At 37.8% G+C, this 18,652-nt stretch carries 17 protein-coding genes and 2 tRNA genes; 3 read left to right on the top strand and 16 right to left on the bottom strand.

Translation table 11 applies throughout. From position 1 onward, the window contains the following. Positions 1-21: 21 nt before the first annotated feature. The 13 genes from DXB77_RS09495 to trmB form a co-directional block, all read right to left on the bottom strand. Positions 22-95: transfer RNA gene (locus DXB77_RS09495), tRNA-Arg, on the bottom strand. A gap of 68 nt (positions 96-163) precedes the next feature. Further along, the gene (locus DXB77_RS09490) at positions 164-1,039 is read right to left on the bottom strand and encodes a DUF3881 family protein (RefSeq protein WP_117822440.1); all 876 of its coding nucleotides are present in this window, start codon (positions 1,037-1,039) and stop codon (positions 164-166) included. A gap of 74 nt (positions 1,040-1,113) precedes the next feature. Beyond that, positions 1,114-2,397, bottom strand: coding sequence for a serine--tRNA ligase (serS, locus tag DXB77_RS09485; protein WP_118663106.1), 1,284 nt, complete (start codon positions 2,395-2,397; stop codon positions 1,114-1,116). 211 nt (positions 2,398-2,608) lie between these two features. Beyond that, a complete protein-coding gene (locus DXB77_RS09480; RefSeq protein WP_021944275.1) occupies positions 2,609-3,142 on the bottom strand; it encodes a DUF4446 family protein in 534 nt (177 codons plus the stop codon). Between the two features lie 19 nt (positions 3,143-3,161). Then, positions 3,162-4,100, bottom strand: coding sequence for a ParB/RepB/Spo0J family partition protein (locus DXB77_RS09475; protein WP_021944276.1), 939 nt, complete (start codon positions 4,098-4,100; stop codon positions 3,162-3,164). A 29-nt stretch (positions 4,101-4,129) separates the two neighbouring features. Beyond that, a complete protein-coding gene (locus DXB77_RS09470; protein WP_021944277.1) occupies positions 4,130-4,909 on the bottom strand; it encodes an AAA family ATPase in 780 nt (259 codons plus the stop codon). Between the two features lie 640 nt (positions 4,910-5,549). Continuing rightward, positions 5,550-6,506 carry an alpha/beta hydrolase gene (locus tag DXB77_RS09465; protein WP_330584339.1) on the bottom strand — a complete coding sequence of 319 codons (957 nt, stop codon included), beginning with the start codon at positions 6,504-6,506 and terminating at the stop codon, positions 5,550-5,552. 170 nt (positions 6,507-6,676) lie between these two features. Continuing rightward, positions 6,677-7,402, bottom strand: coding sequence for a DUF6320 domain-containing protein (locus DXB77_RS09460; RefSeq protein WP_117807951.1), 726 nt, complete (start codon positions 7,400-7,402; stop codon positions 6,677-6,679). Beyond that, on the bottom strand, positions 7,395-8,678 hold the full coding sequence (locus tag DXB77_RS09455; protein ID WP_117822442.1) for a hypothetical protein: 1,284 nt from the start codon (positions 8,676-8,678) through the stop codon (positions 7,395-7,397). Before DXB77_RS09455 ends, DXB77_RS09460 begins: the two co-directional genes overlap by 8 nt. Before the next feature lie 15 nt (positions 8,679-8,693). Further along, on the bottom strand, positions 8,694-10,385 hold the full coding sequence (argS, locus tag DXB77_RS09450) for an arginine--tRNA ligase (RefSeq protein WP_117807947.1): 1,692 nt from the start codon (positions 10,383-10,385) through the stop codon (positions 8,694-8,696). Positions 10,386-10,477: 92 nt separating this feature from the next. Continuing rightward, the gene (locus tag DXB77_RS09445) at positions 10,478-11,605 is read right to left on the bottom strand and encodes an ATP-binding protein (protein WP_243100171.1); all 1,128 of its coding nucleotides are present in this window, start codon (positions 11,603-11,605) and stop codon (positions 10,478-10,480) included. A 56-nt stretch (positions 11,606-11,661) separates the two neighbouring features. Further along, on the bottom strand, positions 11,662-13,263 hold the full coding sequence (locus DXB77_RS09440) for a D-alanyl-D-alanine carboxypeptidase family protein (RefSeq protein ID WP_118663104.1): 1,602 nt from the start codon (positions 13,261-13,263) through the stop codon (positions 11,662-11,664). 19 nt (positions 13,264-13,282) lie between these two features. Then, positions 13,283-13,930 (bottom strand): tRNA (guanosine(46)-N7)-methyltransferase TrmB, encoded by a 648-nt coding sequence (gene trmB, locus DXB77_RS09435; RefSeq protein ID WP_117784580.1) that lies wholly within the window; start codon positions 13,928-13,930, stop codon positions 13,283-13,285. A 712-nt stretch (positions 13,931-14,642) separates the two neighbouring features. Between trmB and DXB77_RS09430 the strand changes: the two genes are divergently transcribed. Continuing rightward, positions 14,643-14,715: transfer RNA gene (locus DXB77_RS09430), tRNA-Lys, on the top strand. Between the two features lie 80 nt (positions 14,716-14,795). Here the strand turns inward: DXB77_RS09430 and DXB77_RS09425 are convergent. The 3 genes from DXB77_RS09425 to DXB77_RS09415 all read right to left on the bottom strand — a co-directional run bounded on the left by DXB77_RS09425 (position 14,796) and on the right by DXB77_RS09415 (position 17,432). Beyond that, on the bottom strand, positions 14,796-15,791 hold the full coding sequence (locus DXB77_RS09425; RefSeq protein ID WP_226801047.1) for a GHKL domain-containing protein: 996 nt from the start codon (positions 15,789-15,791) through the stop codon (positions 14,796-14,798). Between the two features lie 334 nt (positions 15,792-16,125). After that, positions 16,126-16,857, bottom strand: coding sequence for a LytTR family DNA-binding domain-containing protein (locus DXB77_RS09420; protein WP_182439471.1), 732 nt, complete (start codon positions 16,855-16,857; stop codon positions 16,126-16,128). Then, positions 16,854-17,432, bottom strand: a complete 579-nt coding sequence (locus tag DXB77_RS09415; protein WP_117822444.1) for an accessory gene regulator B family protein — start codon at positions 17,430-17,432, stop codon at positions 16,854-16,856. Before DXB77_RS09415 ends, DXB77_RS09420 begins: the two co-directional genes overlap by 4 nt. A gap of 242 nt (positions 17,433-17,674) precedes the next feature. On the opposite strand from DXB77_RS09415, the gene DXB77_RS13030 reads away from it, so the two are divergent. Next, the gene (locus DXB77_RS13030) at positions 17,675-17,848 is read left to right on the top strand and encodes a hypothetical protein (protein ID WP_173783748.1); all 174 of its coding nucleotides are present in this window, start codon (positions 17,675-17,677) and stop codon (positions 17,846-17,848) included. A gap of 136 nt (positions 17,849-17,984) precedes the next feature. Further along, positions 17,985-18,644, top strand: a complete 660-nt coding sequence (locus DXB77_RS09410; protein WP_207665160.1) for an ABC transporter ATP-binding protein — start codon at positions 17,985-17,987, stop codon at positions 18,642-18,644. Positions 18,645-18,652 lie beyond the last annotated feature (8 nt).

Here is an 18,652-nt window from a genome sequence, read left to right as displayed (position 1 = left end):
ATTAATTTATATGCACTAAAATGCACCTGGCGGGATTCGAACCCACGGCCTTCCGCTTAGGAGGCGGACGCTCTATCCTGCTGAGCTACAAATGCAGAAGGGGAAAATATATAATAAACCCAACATTACTATGATACCCAAGAATGTAAGAAATGTCAATTTCTTAAAAAATAACATTTCCCTGGAGCCAGATTTCGCCTTTGAACCGGCGACCTGGAGCAGGTGTACCGAGCAGATCTTTTTCATTGATCGCTATAGCCATCAGCATTTCATTTGTTTCCACATTCAGAAGGTATACAGGTTCCTTTGTATAATCATTTTCGCACAGGCTGCAGTCCAGAATATTTCCTATGATAGAATAATGTTCTGTTTCAATGCCATATGGCATGAAATTCGTTTCTACGATAGAAAGGATATCTTCGTAATGTGCACGGCGACTTACCTGTGTATAGATATCCATATCATCTAATGTAAGGCTTTCCATGGCGGAACGGTCTCCTTGTCTGGCAGCTTCGATCAGTTTGTTTCGATTAACAGAGGAACATTTATGTTCTCTGTTTGCAGGTGGAAGCTGTTCAATATCAAGAATAACTTTACCGCTTGTTGACAGTCCGGACATATAAGCCTTAGTGATCAGATGGTTGGAATAGTTCATCCATTTTGTATTTGTATAATCAGAAATATTTGTCAGAAAGAAGATGAGTGTCATGCCCAGATTATAGTCTTCACAGACACCGGCATAGGATTCTTTATCACCATGTTTTTCTATATAGATCCGTTCCTGATTCATAATGAAAGAACTGCGGACATAGGGAAAATAGTATTCAAATGAAATGGTATTATCGATGTCCATTTCTCCGACAAGAGAGATACCGAAGTGTTTTCCAAAGTCCTTATTTAATTGAACCAGACGGGTGTCTGCATCAACAGTTACAATGTTTTTTGTTGTTGGGTTGGCAATGATCTCCTTTGTGATCGGAGTTAACTGCCGTCTGTTTTTAATGTCGGAAAATCCAATGGAACGTAAATAACTGTGCACACAGACACCTCCTTTCTGATTCTTAACTTATTTTACTATGGTCAAAAAAGTATATTTAATTAATAAATATGGAATTAAGCTTCAATCTTATCTTTTCCACCCATGTATGGACGGAGTGCTTCCGGAATTCTTACAGAGCCATCTGCCTGAAGATTATTCTCAAGGAAAGCAATCAGCATTCTAGGTGGAGCAACAACAGTGTTGTTTAAGGTATGTGCAAGATACTTCTTACCGTCTTCACCCTTTACACGGATCTGAAGTCTTCTTGCCTGAGCATCACCCAGATTTGAGCAGCTTCCTACTTCAAAGTATTTCTTCTGACGTGGAGACCATGCTTCTACATCCAGTGATTTAACCTTCAGATCTGCAAGATCACCGGAGCAGCATTCCAATGTACGTACAGGAATATCAAGTGAACGGAAGAGGTCAACGGTGTTCTGCCATAATTTATCAAACCACATTTTGCTTTCTTCCGGTTTGCAGACAACGATCATTTCCTGTTTCTCAAACTGATGAATACGGTATACACCACGTTCCTCAATACCATGAGCACCTTTTTCTTTTCTGAAACAAGGCGAATAGCTTGTAAGTGTCTTTGGAAGTTCTTCTTCCGGAATGATCTGATCGATGAATTTACCGATCATGGAATGTTCAGATGTACCGATCAGATAAAGGTCTTCGCCTTCAATCTTATACATCATGGCATCCATTTCTGCAAAGCTCATAACACCAGTAACGACGTTACTTCGGATCATGAAAGGAGGAACACAATAGGTAAATCCTCTGTCAATCATGAAATCTCTTGCGTAAGAGATAACAGCAGAATGAAGTCTTGCGATATCACCCATCAGATAGTAGAAACCATTTCCTGCTACACGTCTTGCTGAATCAAGATCCAGTCCATGAAGATGTTCCATGATCTCTGAGTGATATGGAATCTCAAAATCAGGAACAACCGGCTCACCAAAACGTTCAATTTCTACGTTTTCGGAATCATCTTTACCAATAGGAACAGATGGATCAATGATATTTGGAATTACCATCATGATCTCTTTTACTTTTGCCTGAAGTTCAGTTTCTTTTTCCTGTAATTCAGATAAGCGTTCTGCCTGTTCTGTTACCTGTTTTTTTACTTCTTCAGCTTCTTCTTTTTTGCCCTGTGCCATTAATGCACCGATTTGTTTGGAGAGCTTATTACGATTCGCTCTCAGATCGTCAGCCTCCTGCTGAGTTGTTCTTGCCTGGGCATCAAGTTCAATTACTTCATCAACAAGTGGAAGTTTGCTGTCCTGAAATTTGTTCTTAATGTTCTGTTTTACTACATCTGGATTCTCTCTTAAAAATTTAATGTCTATCATTTTTTGATATTCCTCCTGGTTCATATGGAATAAGGTTGTTTATACTTATTCTCACATGCTTTTATATTTTTTTGACTATAGTCAATTATAATTATTTTTAATTATATTCAATTATTTTTAATTGTTTTTAATCATTTTCAATTATAATTAATTGTATTTAATTGTTTTAAATCATATTTAATTATATTTAATTGTTTTTTATTATGATTTATTATTCTTCTTCCATAATATCAGCAATCTCTTCATCAAGCGTTTTTGCACGTTCAATGGCTTCTTTTTCTTCATCAGAAAGAGCTACATAGGATTCACCTTTGATCAATTCTTTTGCATAAGCGAAGCATCCCTCTCTGGAATGCATACAATTTAAAACTACACCATTGTTACGACTGTCTAGAAATGCAACTGCGAAGCTTAGACTTCCGCCCATTCCCTCAAATGCATCATATTTGACTAATCCGATTTTGCTGATACATGCTGCAAGTGTTTCCTGGATCTCTTTGTGTTCTTTTGTAAGCCGCTTGGAATTGTTCTTCACAGCATCCATTTCAGCAAATCGATCCAATATAATTTCTTCCATATCACCTGCCGTTTTACCACTTAAAAGGCGTTTGATATCTTTATTTCTTTTCTTTATATTCGCCATAAGATAGAATACAAGTCCAAATAAAACGATGACGAGTACAAGAAGTATGATTAAAATAATGGCAGGGTCAATACCAATCTTATCTAGTAAAGAACTGTTCATTCTGATATTTCCTTTCCAATTATTCTCTGTGAATAGAATATAACATCTCTGTTATTCTTTCCAATTCTTCCTGAGAATAATAATTTATTTCAATTTTTCCTTTATCATTGTTTTTTGATTTGATTTCAATCTTTGCACCCAGAATATTTTTCAGACGGCTTTCAATATCATTGTAGAAGATAGAAAGATCTTTTGTATCTACATTATTCTGTTTTGGTTCTTTTGGTGCACTAAGTAGTTTCTTGACATAGATTTCTGTATCACGAACACTTAATTTATTATCAAATATAAAGTTTGCAGCTTCTGTCTGTAGAGCAGCATCCTCAATCGGAATTAACGCTCTGGCGTGTCCGGTTGTCAGCTTGTCTTCAATGATCATTTGACGAACTTCATCACATAATTTCAGAAGTCGAAGAGAGTTTGCAATCGTTGAACGATTCTTTGAAACCTTTTCAGCTACTTCTTCCTGTGTAAGACTATATTCGTTGATAAGACTTTCATATGCCATTGCTTCTTCAATCGGATTCAGGTCTTCACGCTGAATATTCTCTATGAGAGAGATCTCCATAATTTCACGGTCTGTGTATTCTCGGATTACAACAGGTATTTCCTTTATTCCGGCCATCCTGGCAGCACGCCATCTTCTTTCACCGGCAATAATCTCATAGAATTTTCCTTTTTTTGTTACAATAAGAGGTTCTAACACTCCGTATTGTTTGATAGAATCAGCCAGTTCCTGTAAAGCATCTTCATCAAATTGCTTTCTTGGCTGTGATTGGTTTGGTTCAATCTGTGTTATTTTAATTTTCTGTTCTACTTCTTTTACAACTTCCTTCACAACTTCTTTTGTGACAGTTTTTGTTGTCCCACTGGAAGCAGATTTTGATTTACTCTTTGGTGGATCATTTGTAGGAATTAACTGATCCAGACCTCTGCCTAAGCCTTTTTTTACAGGCATTTTATTTCCTCCTGTGAGTCATTTGATTTTTATTTGTAATAATCATTTGCTATGACTTCATCAGCCAGCATCATATAATGTTCAGCTCCGGCAGATCGTGGATCATATGCAATGATTGGCATTCCATAGCTTGGGGATTCAGCCAGACGAACATTTCTTGGAATAATAGTGTTGTAAATATGCTGATTCAGATTTTGTTTTACATTATCTACAACCTGCATTGACAGATTGGTACGGGAATCGTACATGGTAAATACAATCCCTTCAATCGTAAGTAGTCTGTTTAATTGTTTCCGTATCAGATTAACGGTGTAAATTAACTGGGATAATCCATCTAATGCAAAGAACTCACATTGAATTGGAACTAATACAGTATTGGCTGCTGTTAAGGCATTTACTGTTAACATTCCAAGAGCAGGAGGGCAGTCGATGATAATATAATCAAATTTACGTCTTACATTCTTGATATGGTTTTTAAGAATATACTGTGGATCTTCCACTGTAACAAATTCTACTTCTGCACCTGCAAGCTCTCTGCTGGCTGGGAGAAGATTCAGTCCTTTGATATCAGGGTAAACGTCGATAAGCATACATTCGCCTAAATTGCAGTCACCGTTTAACATATCATAAACACTGTACTCAAGGGAATTCTTATCAACTCCAAGTCCACTGGTCATATTTCCCTGTGGATCCATGTCAATTGCTAAGACTTTCTTTCCTTTTTTTGCAAGACATGCCGCAAGATTGATTGCAGTTGTAGTTTTCCCTACGCCACCCTTCTGGTTGGCTATTGCGATAATTCTTCCCACTTGATATTCTCCTTTTTGTGTTTCACGTGAAACATTCTATATTTCCAATAATTGTTTTCTCTACATATGTGAACATACATATTATATAATATAATTAAGTGATCTGTTTTCTATATCTTTTATTCATATAATATATATGATTTTCATAATATGTAATTTTATTGTATTATGCCAACAGATTAAATGTTTGTTTATTGATTCCGTGTTCCATTATATCACTATAATAGGATTAATGAAATGAAAATATCTCTATATATTACAAATCCCGTTACACTAATTATTGAATAATCAGTAGAACGGGAATTTTGTAATAGTCTAATAAAAAAGGAAAGATGTGACGTAACATAATATAGCGGCTCCGGAAAGAGCAATTTAAAAAAAGGGGGGGATTAAATTTTGCTATATCATGTGTAGTCACATCAATCTTATCGAAACGTAGACTGCGTCTTCGATGCTTTTATTATAACACCATTGTGTAGAAATATCTACTATTATTTTGAAAAATGTTGAAAAATTTACAAGGAATGTTTCACATGAAACAATAAGTTATTAATTAAGATTATGTTTCACGTGAAACATAAAAACAGGATTGCCCCTTTAGATTAAGACAATCCTGTTTTATGTGTGTGACATATCAAGATTATAATATCATCATTTGCTCTAAAAACTTGGAAACTTCCACCCATGCCTTTTTGGACTCCGGCATAAGAGTCATACCCATTTGAAATACATGGAACATATTCTCGTAGATCGATAGGCGCACTTTTACACCTTGTGACTTGGCTTTTTCAGCAACCAGAACAGAATCGGATAAAAGCATCTCATTTGATCCAACTTGAATCAGCATTGGAGGAAAACCGGTGAAATCTCCAAACAATGGTGAAATATATGGATCTGTCAGATCGTGATTTCCGGGATATACACTGTTATAGATCAGACTTTCATTTGTATTGCCAAAGAGAGGATCAATCTCAAAGTTTTCTGTATAGGATGATCCGCTTGCAGTCAGATCTGTCCATGGTGACATAGCTACGATTCCGGCAGGAAGAATACGGTCACGGTCTGTAAGATAATGGCAGAGAGCCATAGCCAGTCCGCCACCTGCAGAATCACCAGCAAGAATAATATGGTTTTCCGAGTATCCATGATTTAGCAGCCAATCATATGCATATAAAGCATCATTTAATGCTGCAGGATATGGATTTTCAGGAGCAACCCGATAGTCAATGGATAAGACGGATGCACCTTTTCCAAGTTCCGAATATAATCCGGCAAACATACGATACTGTGTTTTAAAAGCTCCAACATAACCACCACCATGAAGTTGCAGGACAACATATGGATTATGAGAATTTTTCCACTTTAACAGTTCCATTTTGAAGTTTTTAGTTTCAATCAATTCACTGGTAAAGTGATCGGGATATTTGTATGTTTTATCAATGTCGCTTTTGGAACGATTGTTATTTCTGATCTGCGTAAGAAGATTATTGCTGTTAAAATCAGCGACCAGTTCACATACAAGCTTTGCCTGTTTGCTCATTCCTGAAGTATCAGGAGGAGTAGAAGAACCAGAGGTTAATTTATCTAAAAGTGCCATTTAATAAAATCTCTCTTTCTAAATTTAGTTAATAGTAAGCAGTGCACAACGAAAAATAATTGCTGGCACTGCTTTTACTATAAGATAATTTGTATTTTAAGATATTTATATTTGTAGAATATTATCTGTGATGTCATTTATAAAATAATATCTATGCCTGAAATATAATTCTATACATGAAATCTACGTTTTAGTTCTGTTGTTGCAGGTCGATCTCCGAACACCAGTGTACCACCGAGCAACAGAGCACTCATAATATCTGCAATGATCATAAAGAAATCATGTTTGAAGAACTTTCCGGTAAGCATAAGTATTGTCAGGATCACACAGATAATAATGATATATACCTGTAATAAAATATAGGATTGCCAGTTTTCAGTATTAATAATCATCAATACAAGAATTGCAATGTCAAGCATTGCAATAACACAAGGTATTGCAAAGTCAATTGACCACCCGGTATATCCAAGGATATAATCAATCAATACAAGAACGGGCATGATGAAAATTGCCTGTACCAGCATTTTTTTTCGATGACTCTTATTGTGCCTAAATGAATAGATCAGTGAAAAACAGGCATATGCAAGTCCGATTCCACAAAGAGCTGACCATTTGACCTTTGAATATGTCAGGTAGTTGATCAGGATCAGGATTCCTTCTACAACAATACTGCAAAAAATTGTCAGTTTGATAACAAATCGCATACGACGCATTGCAGGTGTGATGTCCGGATACATAACAGATTTTGACTTTTCACCAGTTTCTTGACTATGGTCAAGAAAGTCTTTTTCGCTTTCCGGATCTTTCACCGGATCATATTCCAGAACTCCGTTACATAAAGGGCATGAAAGGGAGTGATCCAGAACATCTATATTACAACGTCTACATTTACTCATAATACACCCCGTTACTTTCTATCGATACATGAATCCCATCCCGAACCATCTGGCGGAAAAATTCTTTCTGTATAAATGTTTCACGAATGGCAGAGCTGAAGGTGAAGACCAGTGTATCCTTATAACTGATGACACTTCCTTTGATGAACTGTCCTTTGGACATCGACAGAACGACATGGAAGCGGTCGATATATTCCTTATATATATCATCAACGGATACAACTCCAAGGTTGGTGATCGTTGATGTATTTGCTTTTAATGAAGCTTTATAAATACGGCGCATGGCGATGCTCTTAAAGACACGCGGAACGGCACGGATAATAAAATTCACTTCATTGGAAACGTTATAGGATAACAGCTTCTCCAGATTTTCTTTATTGATCTGTTCCTTCAGACTATCTGCGATGATGTGCAGAACATCTTCAAATGTATAAGTATCCTTCTCCGGCTTGAAGTAAGCAGAGACAACGGCAAAGAAGTTCTTCGTTGTATTGGAATTAAAATATGGGCGAAGATTTACAGGAACAACGGTGCTGATCGGACGCTTGGAAGGCTGCCCTTTCAGGTATTCTTTGTAGATTGCCCATGTAAATGTTCCAAGCAGATACTGGTTGATGGTTACACCATATTTTGCTGCCGCCTGTTTGATCTCGGAAACCGGGATATAGCCGTGCAGGATAGCAAAATGATTAAAAGGCAGCTTTTCACCTTTTAAGATAACTGCTTTTTCCGTTTTATAGGAACGTTTGGCAGGTCTTATATAGTTCTTCTTGTAGCTGTCCTCGATATCCAACGAGGAATCTGCATTTAAGGTATTACCTGCTTTTTCAGCAAGTTCCGGGTATTTGTACCGGAGGTACTGATAAGTCAGTTCCTTCAGGAAAATAAGAGCACCATTTCCATCTGTTAAGACATGAAAGACTTCCAGATTGATCCGTTTCTGATAGTAGGTAACACGGAACAGATATTCATTATTTGTATAGGGATTGATATACAGACAAGGGTATGTGTCTTCTGGCATTACCCTTGGAGCAGGTCGTTCATTTGCTTCAAAGTAATACCAGAAGATCCCATTTTTTAGTTTGTGATTAAACACATCAAAAAATGGAAGAATCTTATCCAGTGCCTTTTGCAGGAGCTCTGCATCTATGTCTTCTGTCAATGTAACGGAAATACGATAAACGTTGCTTACATTTTCGCTTACAATGACAGGAAACAGGTTGGCAGTGTTATCGAGTTTATCCCATTTAATTGTCTTATTTAATCGTTTCGACATGAAAGATCACCTGATTTACATAGCTTCCGGTGCATTGATTCCGAGAAGCTCTAATGCATCGTGAAGAGTTTTCTTTGTAAGGTATGTCAGCATGACACGGGCATTCTTTACATTTTCCTCCGGTACGTTGATACGTGTGGAGTTGTAGAATTTGTTAAATGCCTGAGCAACATCGACAGCGAATCTTGCAACAACAGATGGTTCGTATTTCTCTGCTGCATCCGATACAACCTTAGGGAAACGGCTGATCTCTTTTAAGAGATTCATAGCATCCGGTTCAGAGATCGTGCTGTAATCAACCGGCTTTGCAGGATCAAAATTCTCAGCAAGTCTTACAACGCTGGAGCATCTTGCATGTGTGTATTGAACATAAGGACCGGTCTCACCGTCAAAGTTTAATACCTTATCCCAGCTAAAGGATACATCCTTGATACGCTGGTTATAAAGGTCATTGAACAGAACAGAGCCAACGCCGACGATCTTGGCAACTTCTTCCTTATCAGGAAGGTTCGGGCTCTTTTCTGAGATGATTTCAAAACTCTTTTTAATTGCATCATGCAGAATATCTTCTGCATAAATGATATTTCCGCTTCTGGTTGAAAGCTTTGCACCCTCTAAGCTTACCAGTCCATAAGGAATGTGAACCAGAGAATCCTTCGCCCAGTCATTTCCAAGAAGCTCAACTACCTTGAATACCTGTGCAAAATGCAGCTTCTGTTCCTGTCCGGTTACATATAAGCATTTTGTGAAATGATAGGTATTCTTACGATAGAAAATAGCAGCCAGATCACGGGTTGCATAGATGGAGCTTCCATCTTTCTTTGTAACGATACATGGAGCCATATCATAGTCGGACAGATCTACGATCATAGCACCTTCGCTTTCCTTTAACAGGTTCGCATTTGTCAATTGGTCAACAACTTCCTGACATTTGTCACGATAGAAGCTTTCACCGAGATAATAATCAAAATCCATACCCAGAAGGTCATAGGTACGTTTGTATTCTACAAGGCTGATGTCCTTGAACCACTGCCAGATCGAGAGTGCTTCTTCATCCCCATGCTCCATCTTGCTGAACCATGCTCTTGCTTCATCTACAAGCTCCGGATTCTGGTCTGCTTCTTCATGGAACTTTACATAGAGACGCATAAGCTCGGCAACGCCATCTTTCTCAACTGCTTCCTTTGTTCCCCAGTTCTTATATGCAACGATCAGCTTACCAAACTGTGTACCCCAGTCACCTAAGTGGTTGATACGGATTACTTTATAGCCGAGTTTGGAATAGATCTTATAGAGGGAATTACCGATGATAGTAGTTCTGAGGTGTCCAACGTGGAAGTTCTTTGCTACGTTTGGCGAGGAGTAATCGATGCAGATAACCTTGTCTGCACCTTCATCGGAACCGCCGAAGTTGTCCTTTAATGCTGATTCGATCATGGTCTGGACAAAGATATTTTTCTTTACGAAGAAGTTCAGATATGCGCCCTGAACATCGATCTTATCGAGAAAATCAATATCACCAATAGCTTCTTTGATATCGGCTGCGATCAGGTTTGGTGCTTTGTGCATAGTCTTTGCCAGTCTGAAGCAAGGAAATGCATAGTCGCCAAGCTCCTGCTTTGGTGGTATCTCAATAAAAGTTGCAATTTCTTCAGCAGTCATGCCTTCTACATGATTTGCAATCAGATTTACGATTTTTTCTTTCATAATTAAGGTTGTCCTTTCAAATTCTTTCTTATATATTAAGGAAATGTCCTTATTTTTCTTTCATTTCATAATTAAGGGGGAGAACCCATAATCTACATTATTTCAATCGGGATAGAAAAACGGATATCTGTTCCACTGATGATATCACCTTCTATCTTAAGTTGTCCATTTAACAAATAAATAATCTCCTGAATGCGGTGAAGTCCACTGTTCCATGGAGAGGTGTGACTGTAATTCTCATCAATGCCGATGCCGTTATCATTGATATGTACCGATATCTGATCACTGTAGATCTGAATGTTGATACCAACACGATTTGCATTTGCATGCTTATATACATTGTCCAGACATTCACACAGTATACGGATCAGACTGATCGTGATAATTTCCGGAATCTCGATCGAAGCATCCGGACAGTCAATGTCAGATTCAATGACACATTCTGGATAAGCATCTTTGTATCGGAAAATGGTATCTTCTAATAAGGTTTCAATCGGTACAGTTGCATCAATGTCACCGGTAAGTCCCAAAAGGATAGCATTCAGAGAATCTTCCATGGATGCAGTTGAGTCGATGAGTTCATCAAGTGTGATCTTTGCCCGGTTGACATCCGACTTGATCAGCCATGACAGGGAATCCAGAGTATGTCTGGTTCGATCTAACTGCTCCAGAATATCGGTATGTAAGGATTGTACTAATTTATCCTGATCGTATTTTTTCAGACGAAGAATATTGAAGCCATGATTGATAACCGGAAGGTCTTCTTCAACCGGCTCTTTTTCCAATGCATCTGCTTCCTTTGTGAATTCTTCTGCCATTTCATCCAGAAAAGCATCCAGCTTTTTGGTTGCTGTATGGATGCGTGTGATCCTGCCCTTCAGCTCGTCGGCATCTGCCTGTAAGCAGTGGATCTTTGTTGTAAGAGCAGCATTAGAAGCGTTCAGCTCTTTTAATTCCTGTTCAATCTGTGCAGCTTTTTCTTCCTGCGTTGTTGTCGTTGTAGAAAATGGAGAAAAGACATTATGTCCGGCACTGTTTTTAAAGGAGTAGACCTCCAGTGTTTTCATAAGTTCATCAATTTTGATCTTTAATTCAAACTGTTCTGTTTTCAGAGTCTGGATCTGTTCCAGTTTCTCTACATACAGTTCGTTGAAGTAGTCCAGAATTTCCTGATTGGAATCCCGCACTGTTTTCAGATTTTCCGTTGTTGAAATATCCATGATATTCTCCATTCTCCTCTATATCTGTTAAGAGGTTTTGTTGTTTCTATTGTACCTTACTCGTCAAGGTCATTATCAAATGTTTCCTGAAGCTGTCGTCGGCGTTCTTCATATTGTTTTTTTCTTGCTGCCTGAAGCGCGCGTTGATGCTTTCTTGCTTTCTGTATATGGATCAGATAGGCCACAAACAATACGGCAAGAAGAAGCAGAACTGCAAGAATGATCCACAATGGATGGATCGACAGCTTCTTTTTTGCTGCAGAGGCTGCAACTGTTGCATCGGCTGCATGTTCTGTGTTATTTGATGAAATCTGTTTCCCATCCGGGTTATAGCCGGTTACGGTAAGATCTGTTGTTCCTATCATATTTCCGCCATAGGAGAGAATCAGATGCCCCACGGTATAAGTATCTCCATCTTTTACCGGTTCTTTGTTGTATTCGATACTGTAAGTCAATTTCTTAATATCATCATTTTTATTAAAATTCAGTTTATAGTCCTTATCAACCTGTAATGTAATATCAGAACCGGAATCAGTCTTGTAATAGGAGTTCAAATAATCAAGCGTCTGTGATGTCTGGGTGCTGTCAAAGGTATAGTCGGCCAGAGGTGTCTGAAGACTATAATTCCGGAAGCAATACTCATAGATGGCTTTGCTGTCAGTGTAGGTATTTGCTGCACCGTTACAGTTCATCAGAACGCAGATCAGTTCGGTATCACCTTTTTTACTCCAGGTAACAAGGGTATTTAATGCATCATTTGTATAACCGGTCTTACCGCCTTCGCAGTATTCATAGTAATATTTGCTGTCGGGATTTGTCATTTTACAGTGCTGCCAGAGCTGGCGTTCTTCCTCGCAAATATTTGTCGGTCCAATGACATGATTTCTGGTACCTGTTATTTTACGAAATTCATCGTGTTTCAGACAGGCTTTGGTTATTAATGCCATGTCATAACAGGTGGTATAATGGTTCTCATCCGGAAGACCATTTGCATTTACAAAATGAGTGCCAAGGCAGCCAAGCTTGACTGCACGTTCATTCATCATTTTAGCAAAATCTTCGATGCTCCCACCAGAGACAAATTCTCCGATGCCCCATGCAACTTCATTTGCGGATTCCAGCATCATACCATAGAGGGCATCCTCCATAGAGATCTGTTCACCTTCATCCAGACCGATATGGCTGCTTCCTCGATCAATGCCGAAGACGGCATCGTGTGACATTGTTACAGTATCGGTCAGCTTTGTATTTTCAATGGCAAGTAAGAAGGTCATAATCTTCGTGATACTTGCCGGGTACTGTTTATCAAAAGCGTTTTTTTGATATAGAATATTCCCAGTATTTGCGTCCAGTACGATGGCATAGTTGGACGCAAGCTCCGGTGCTTTGCCCGGTTCATCAGGGTACTCGGTTGTAACTAAGTATTCAGTTGTTCCATCCTCATCTGTGCTGTTATCTGATCCTTCGTTTGTAGAGTCATCAGATGCCGTATTCGTAACTGTACTGTCTGGAAGAAACAAATGGTCTGTTCCGGCAGCAGAGGACGACGTGCTGTCTATATAGAAAACGCTCATGGTAAATAACAGAACAGTGGACAGGATAACGACAGGAATTGCATGTCTTGTCCTGTTTTTCTTCGGGTTCTTTCTTATCTTCATGAACGGTTATTCTCCAATGCTATTTCTTTGTTCGATATGCAACCAGCCGGTTGATCGGAGTACCAAGAGCAGAAAACTTTGCTTCGTATTCTGTCATGATATTTCCTTCGTTGTATTCGGAATGGTGCAGATCATATGTGTAGTTTTCAAGTGTCCATCCTGCTTCCGGAACCTGCTCTAAGGAGAAGTCAAATAATGGGCGGTTATCTGTCTTGAACATAACACGTCCGTCCGGCGCAAGGATATGATCGTAGTGTTCGAAAAAGTGAGTTGAAGTCAGTCGTCTCCTGGCATGGCGATCCTTTGGCCATGGATCAGAGAAGTTCAGGTAGATATTTGCTACTTCATTTTCTGCAAAGACATTCTCGATGTACTCAGCATCCATTCTTATAAAATAAAGATTGGTCATGTCTTCTTCCTGTTCACGTTTCTCGATGGCACGTACCAGAACACTGGAATATTTCTCGATGCCGAGATAGTTGATATCCGGATTCCGTCTGGCAAGCTCCATGATAAATTGTCCTTTTCCCATACCAATCTCGATGTGGATGGGATTTGTATTCCCAAAAAATTCGCTCCATTTGCCTTTCATGCTTTCTTCGTCGTGTACGACGTATTTGTTGTCGGCGATTGTCTCTCTGGAGCCTTTTACGTTTCTAAGTCTCACGAGGGTGTTCCTCCAAAATAATCTTAATTCGCAATGCCCACCATGTGGTCAATTCGCAATGCCCACCTCGCCTGACGGCTCGTTGTAGTGCTTCGCACTATAGAATTATATATATATAGAACTCGCCGTAAGCAAGCTTCCGCTCGTTCTACATATATATAATTCTGCATTGCTCATTGTTCCATTATATCAATATTAGGGTTTTAAAGTAAATAGCGGGGCTGTTTTTTTTATGTTTTTTCGTGGGTTTTGATGGTGAAATCAGAAATTACCGGGAACTTATTCCGGTTTCTTCATATAATATGGTATAGGAGGCTTTTTTTGGTGGGGATGAGTTTTTTGTCCGTCAGAAGTTGGATGAAAAGCGGAGGTGTTTTTGTGAATGGGAGATCATAAATTTCAGAAAAAGGTGACTGCATGCTGTTACTGCAAAAAAGGATTTAACAAATGGTGTGTTTGTTTATACAGGGGATATGAGGAAGTGAAAAAAATTTTGAATCAGGATTGCTGCAAGAAAGAAAAGAAACCGCGCTGCTACAATAGAAGAAGATAAAAATCAATAGGAAAAAAGTACAAAAATCCGCATAAAATCTATGCATATAACCGATATTAAAAAAAGTTAAAATTTTTTGAAAAAAATGCTTGCATTTGGATAAACTATGTTATATAATCAATTTCGTTGTCGGCGAGATAACAAAATAAAAAAGACTTCGGGCCGCTAGCTCATTTGGTAGAGCACCTGACTCTTAATCAGGGTGTGCGGGGTTCGAGCCCCCGGCGGCCCACTACAAAAGTCCTAATTTGGCAGATATTTGAAGCTGCTGGGTTGGGGCTTTTTTTCGGTATAAGAATATATATTTTTGATTCAGGTAGTTCTCTTTTTTTCAGGAATAATAACTGTTACAGAATAGAGTCCATTTTCGTAATTGATCAGGCAAAATCCGCCGCAGGCTTCAGCAGATTTTTTTACATTCTTCAAACCATATCCATGAATAAAGTCCAGATTTTCTATATCTTCCGGTGGTTTTTTTCCAATAGGAAAATGGTAGGTATTTGTAATATAGATTGTAAAGGTATGCTCGATCGTCTGAATATTGATATTGATCTCGCCACTCTGTTCTTCCAGACAGGCATTTAATGCATTATCTAACAGGTTTCCAAGAATGATAGTCATATGATAATCGTCACATGGAACAAGATCATTGTCAATTTTTAGTTTAGTTGTGAGTTTGATGTTGTGGCGGGCAGTCCGAAGCATCAGATTGCTTATAAAAGCATCAATGACTAGATTCCCTGTATTTACAGTACAATATCTGGCTTCCAGATCGGACATGGTTTCTCTGGCATATGGAATGATCTGATCATAATGTTTTTCATTTACACAGGTTTCAATATAGAACAGATGCTTTTTTGTATCGTGCATGAATCCACGAATGTTTTTATAGGCATCTCCAAGCTGCTGGTATTTTTGTCGCTGATAGTTTACCTGCTCGGTAAGCTGATTGGTTTCCTGTGCAAGGGACTCTGCTTTTAATACACTTTGGAGCAGAATGTAATTTACAATGTTGATAATAAGCAGAAATATAACCAGGATCAGATAAGTGTTTGGTTCGGTTTTATTCAAACTGAAAAAGGTAGGAAGTAATACAAGTGTGCAGGAAAGTAATGGGATGATCAATAGTAAAATGCTATATTTTTTAGATTTGATTCCAGCCTTTTGCTTTCGAATGACATGAAGAATCATAATGATAAGCAGAATTAATAAATCACTAACAAGAGAAATAGATGTGAATACGATCTCAGGTAAGGAATCAAATTGTATGGTTATATCTGTAAAATGTGAAATAATATAATATGCCATTTCTTCGCAGATGGAAATTATTATAGAATAACTTAAAATGACAGAAATTCTATAAATAATTCCGGAAGTAAAAAATAAAGAGAGACATAAATTCATAATATTTGTAAGCATTGTCCTTGTAGCAGAAGCCCAATATGAAACATTTCCTACCAGTGGATATGAAATTATCCAGAAGATAGAGTCAGCTATTATAAAGGCAAATAAAATATAATATGGATTGTAATCTCTTTTTTTCTTTTCAAACATAGTTTGAAAAAAGATATATAATAATGAATTATCAAATATAAAACTAAGCACGCTTATTAGAACTATCATGTTTAATATCCTCTTCTTTCTATTTTAAAACGTGAATAATACGGTTGGCATAAAGTTGCTGTAAAGTTGTTACTTTTCTTCTGCTTATAGGAATCAAAGTCCCATTAGCTATTACAATATTTGAAGGCTGAATTGTTTGAATATGCCGTATATTTACCAGATATCCACGGTAAGGAGAACAAAAATCATGATCAGATAAGCGATTTTCCCAATCCTGAATCGTTCCTTCTCCTGTTAATATGGCATCAATTAAATGGTATTCCAGATATCGTTTTTCTCCTTTAACAGCCTGAATATATAAGATATTGTTTACAGGTATCAAATGTTCTTTTCCATGTGAGTCAATTACAATTTTAGTTATATGAGAATGTTTATATCGACGGATGATATCGGAAAGTAGTTTTTCTATTCTTGTATAACTAACAGGTTTTGTAAGGAACTGAAAAGGCTGTACATCAAAACTTTCCTGCATGTATTGTGGATAGGATGTTACAAAGACAATGAAAACATCATCATATAATTCATCACGTAGATATCGGGCGATCATCATACCATTAATTTCAGGCATTTCGATATCAAGCAGTAAAATGTGAAATGTCTGCTCCTTTTGTGCCTGCAGAAGGGCTGCCCCAGAACGGAAGGATTCGATTTCAAATTCAATATTATAAGATGCCATATAATGTTTAATGTGTTTTTCCAAATGAATAATGTCTGTTTGTGTGTCATCACAGATGCCGATTCGTAATATCATAAATTCCTCCTGTTTTTCCAGATGCCAATATATACACTTATTACACCCTCGACCATACACAGCATAATAATTCCGCAATAGGTGATCTGGTGATGTAGATATAGAAAACCTGTTAAGATTGTTAAAATGAAACAGGTTATCAGGCATCGGTGAAATAATTTCTTTTTCTGATGTTCAGATAAACGCTTGTTTTTTGTATCTACTGGTGCAACCGGAAGTATCATACACCAGGTGAGCAGATATAGGATAAATATCCAGACAGGCTTTATATGTTTAAGAATAAGCGAACAAGAAAAAATAGTTATAAGATAAATCCCATAGGATAGTATGGTACAGCCAAGTCTGGTATTTGCATGAAATCCACCTGCGAAGTGGCGGAGAGGAATGGTGACCAGAAGATAGCAGAGCGTTAGGTCGAGGCGGTGTACGAGTAAACCGATAATAAGAACAACTATATCATATAGTAGGGCTTCAATCAGATAATCAAACAGATAAGCATAGATTGCCTGTTGTTCTTTTGATATCTGTCCATCTTCGGTTAAGGTATCTGCCAGATATGTTCCAAGTTGTTTCATGTGTATTGTCCCCCTTTTTATAGATAAAGCCAGTATAACATGATTTAAAAAAAAGTGCATTTTTTTGGAGTGAACGGTCGAAATTAGGGAGCAAATGGTATAACTACTACCGTTCACTCCTTAATTTCGACCACTCACTCCCAAATCGACACAATTTGCAAATAATATGCTAGAATATAACTACGGTTTGGATTTTAGCCGTGATAAACAAAGGCTAAATAATAAGAAAGGGGGAGATGCTTATGAAGAAGGCAATAGCCAGACTAATCTGTAAGTTTGGAACACAGCTTTGTGCTGTGGCTATGGTCATTGCACCACTGGTATCTGATGTATGTAAGAATAAGTATTATCAGGCAGAAGAACCAGAAGGATTAGATGCATTTGCAGATAGTCAGAGATTCAAATTGAGGGGATAAAAGCAGAAAGCGATTCTTCAAATAATGAAGCACGTTATATTTTCCATGTTGTTTATAATAAGAAAAATCGACTGTAAATGGAAAATATGACGTGCTTTTGTTAAATAAAAATATTGAGCGCAGAGAGGTGGATATCATGATAAAAATAGAACATTTGACAAAAAAGTATGGAGAAGGAGATTCCTGTTGTCTGGCGCTTAATGACGTTAGTGCAGATATTCAGGAAAATACATTTACAGTTATTACAGGCAAAAGTGGAAGCGGAAAAACAACATTATTAAATATGATCGGATTGATTGATAAGCCGGATTTTGGAAGCATATTGGTTGAAGACAGGAATATATTGGACTATGGTAAAAAAGACTGTTTACGATATCGTCGGGAAATGATTGGAATGGTATTCCAGTTTTTTCAGTTAATACCGGTTCTTACATGTCGGGATAATATTATGATCGCAAATGAATGTGTAAAGAAATGTAAGAAGGATTATTTTGATACATTGACAGAACAATTAGATATAAAAGATCTTTTAAATAAATATCCGGATCAGTTATCAGGTGGACAACAACAACGGATTGCAATCGCGAGGGCATTGATCAATCAACCCAGGATCATTCTGGCAGACGAACCAACCGGTAATCTGGATTCGGAGAACAGCAGACGTGTCATTGATCTGTTGAAACAGACAACAAATGAATATGGCATGACTTTGCTCATGGTGACGCATGATGCTGATATTGCAAAGCAGGCAGATCACTGTATTCATCTTGTTGACGGAAGAATCCAGCAGAATTAAGGAGGGGA

This window comes from Clostridium sp. OM05-9 (assembly GCF_003481465.1).
Taxonomy (GTDB): Bacteria; Bacillota; Clostridia; order Lachnospirales; family Lachnospiraceae; genus Coprococcus; species Coprococcus ammoniilyticus.
This window is presented reverse-complemented; position numbering and strand designations above follow the sequence as displayed.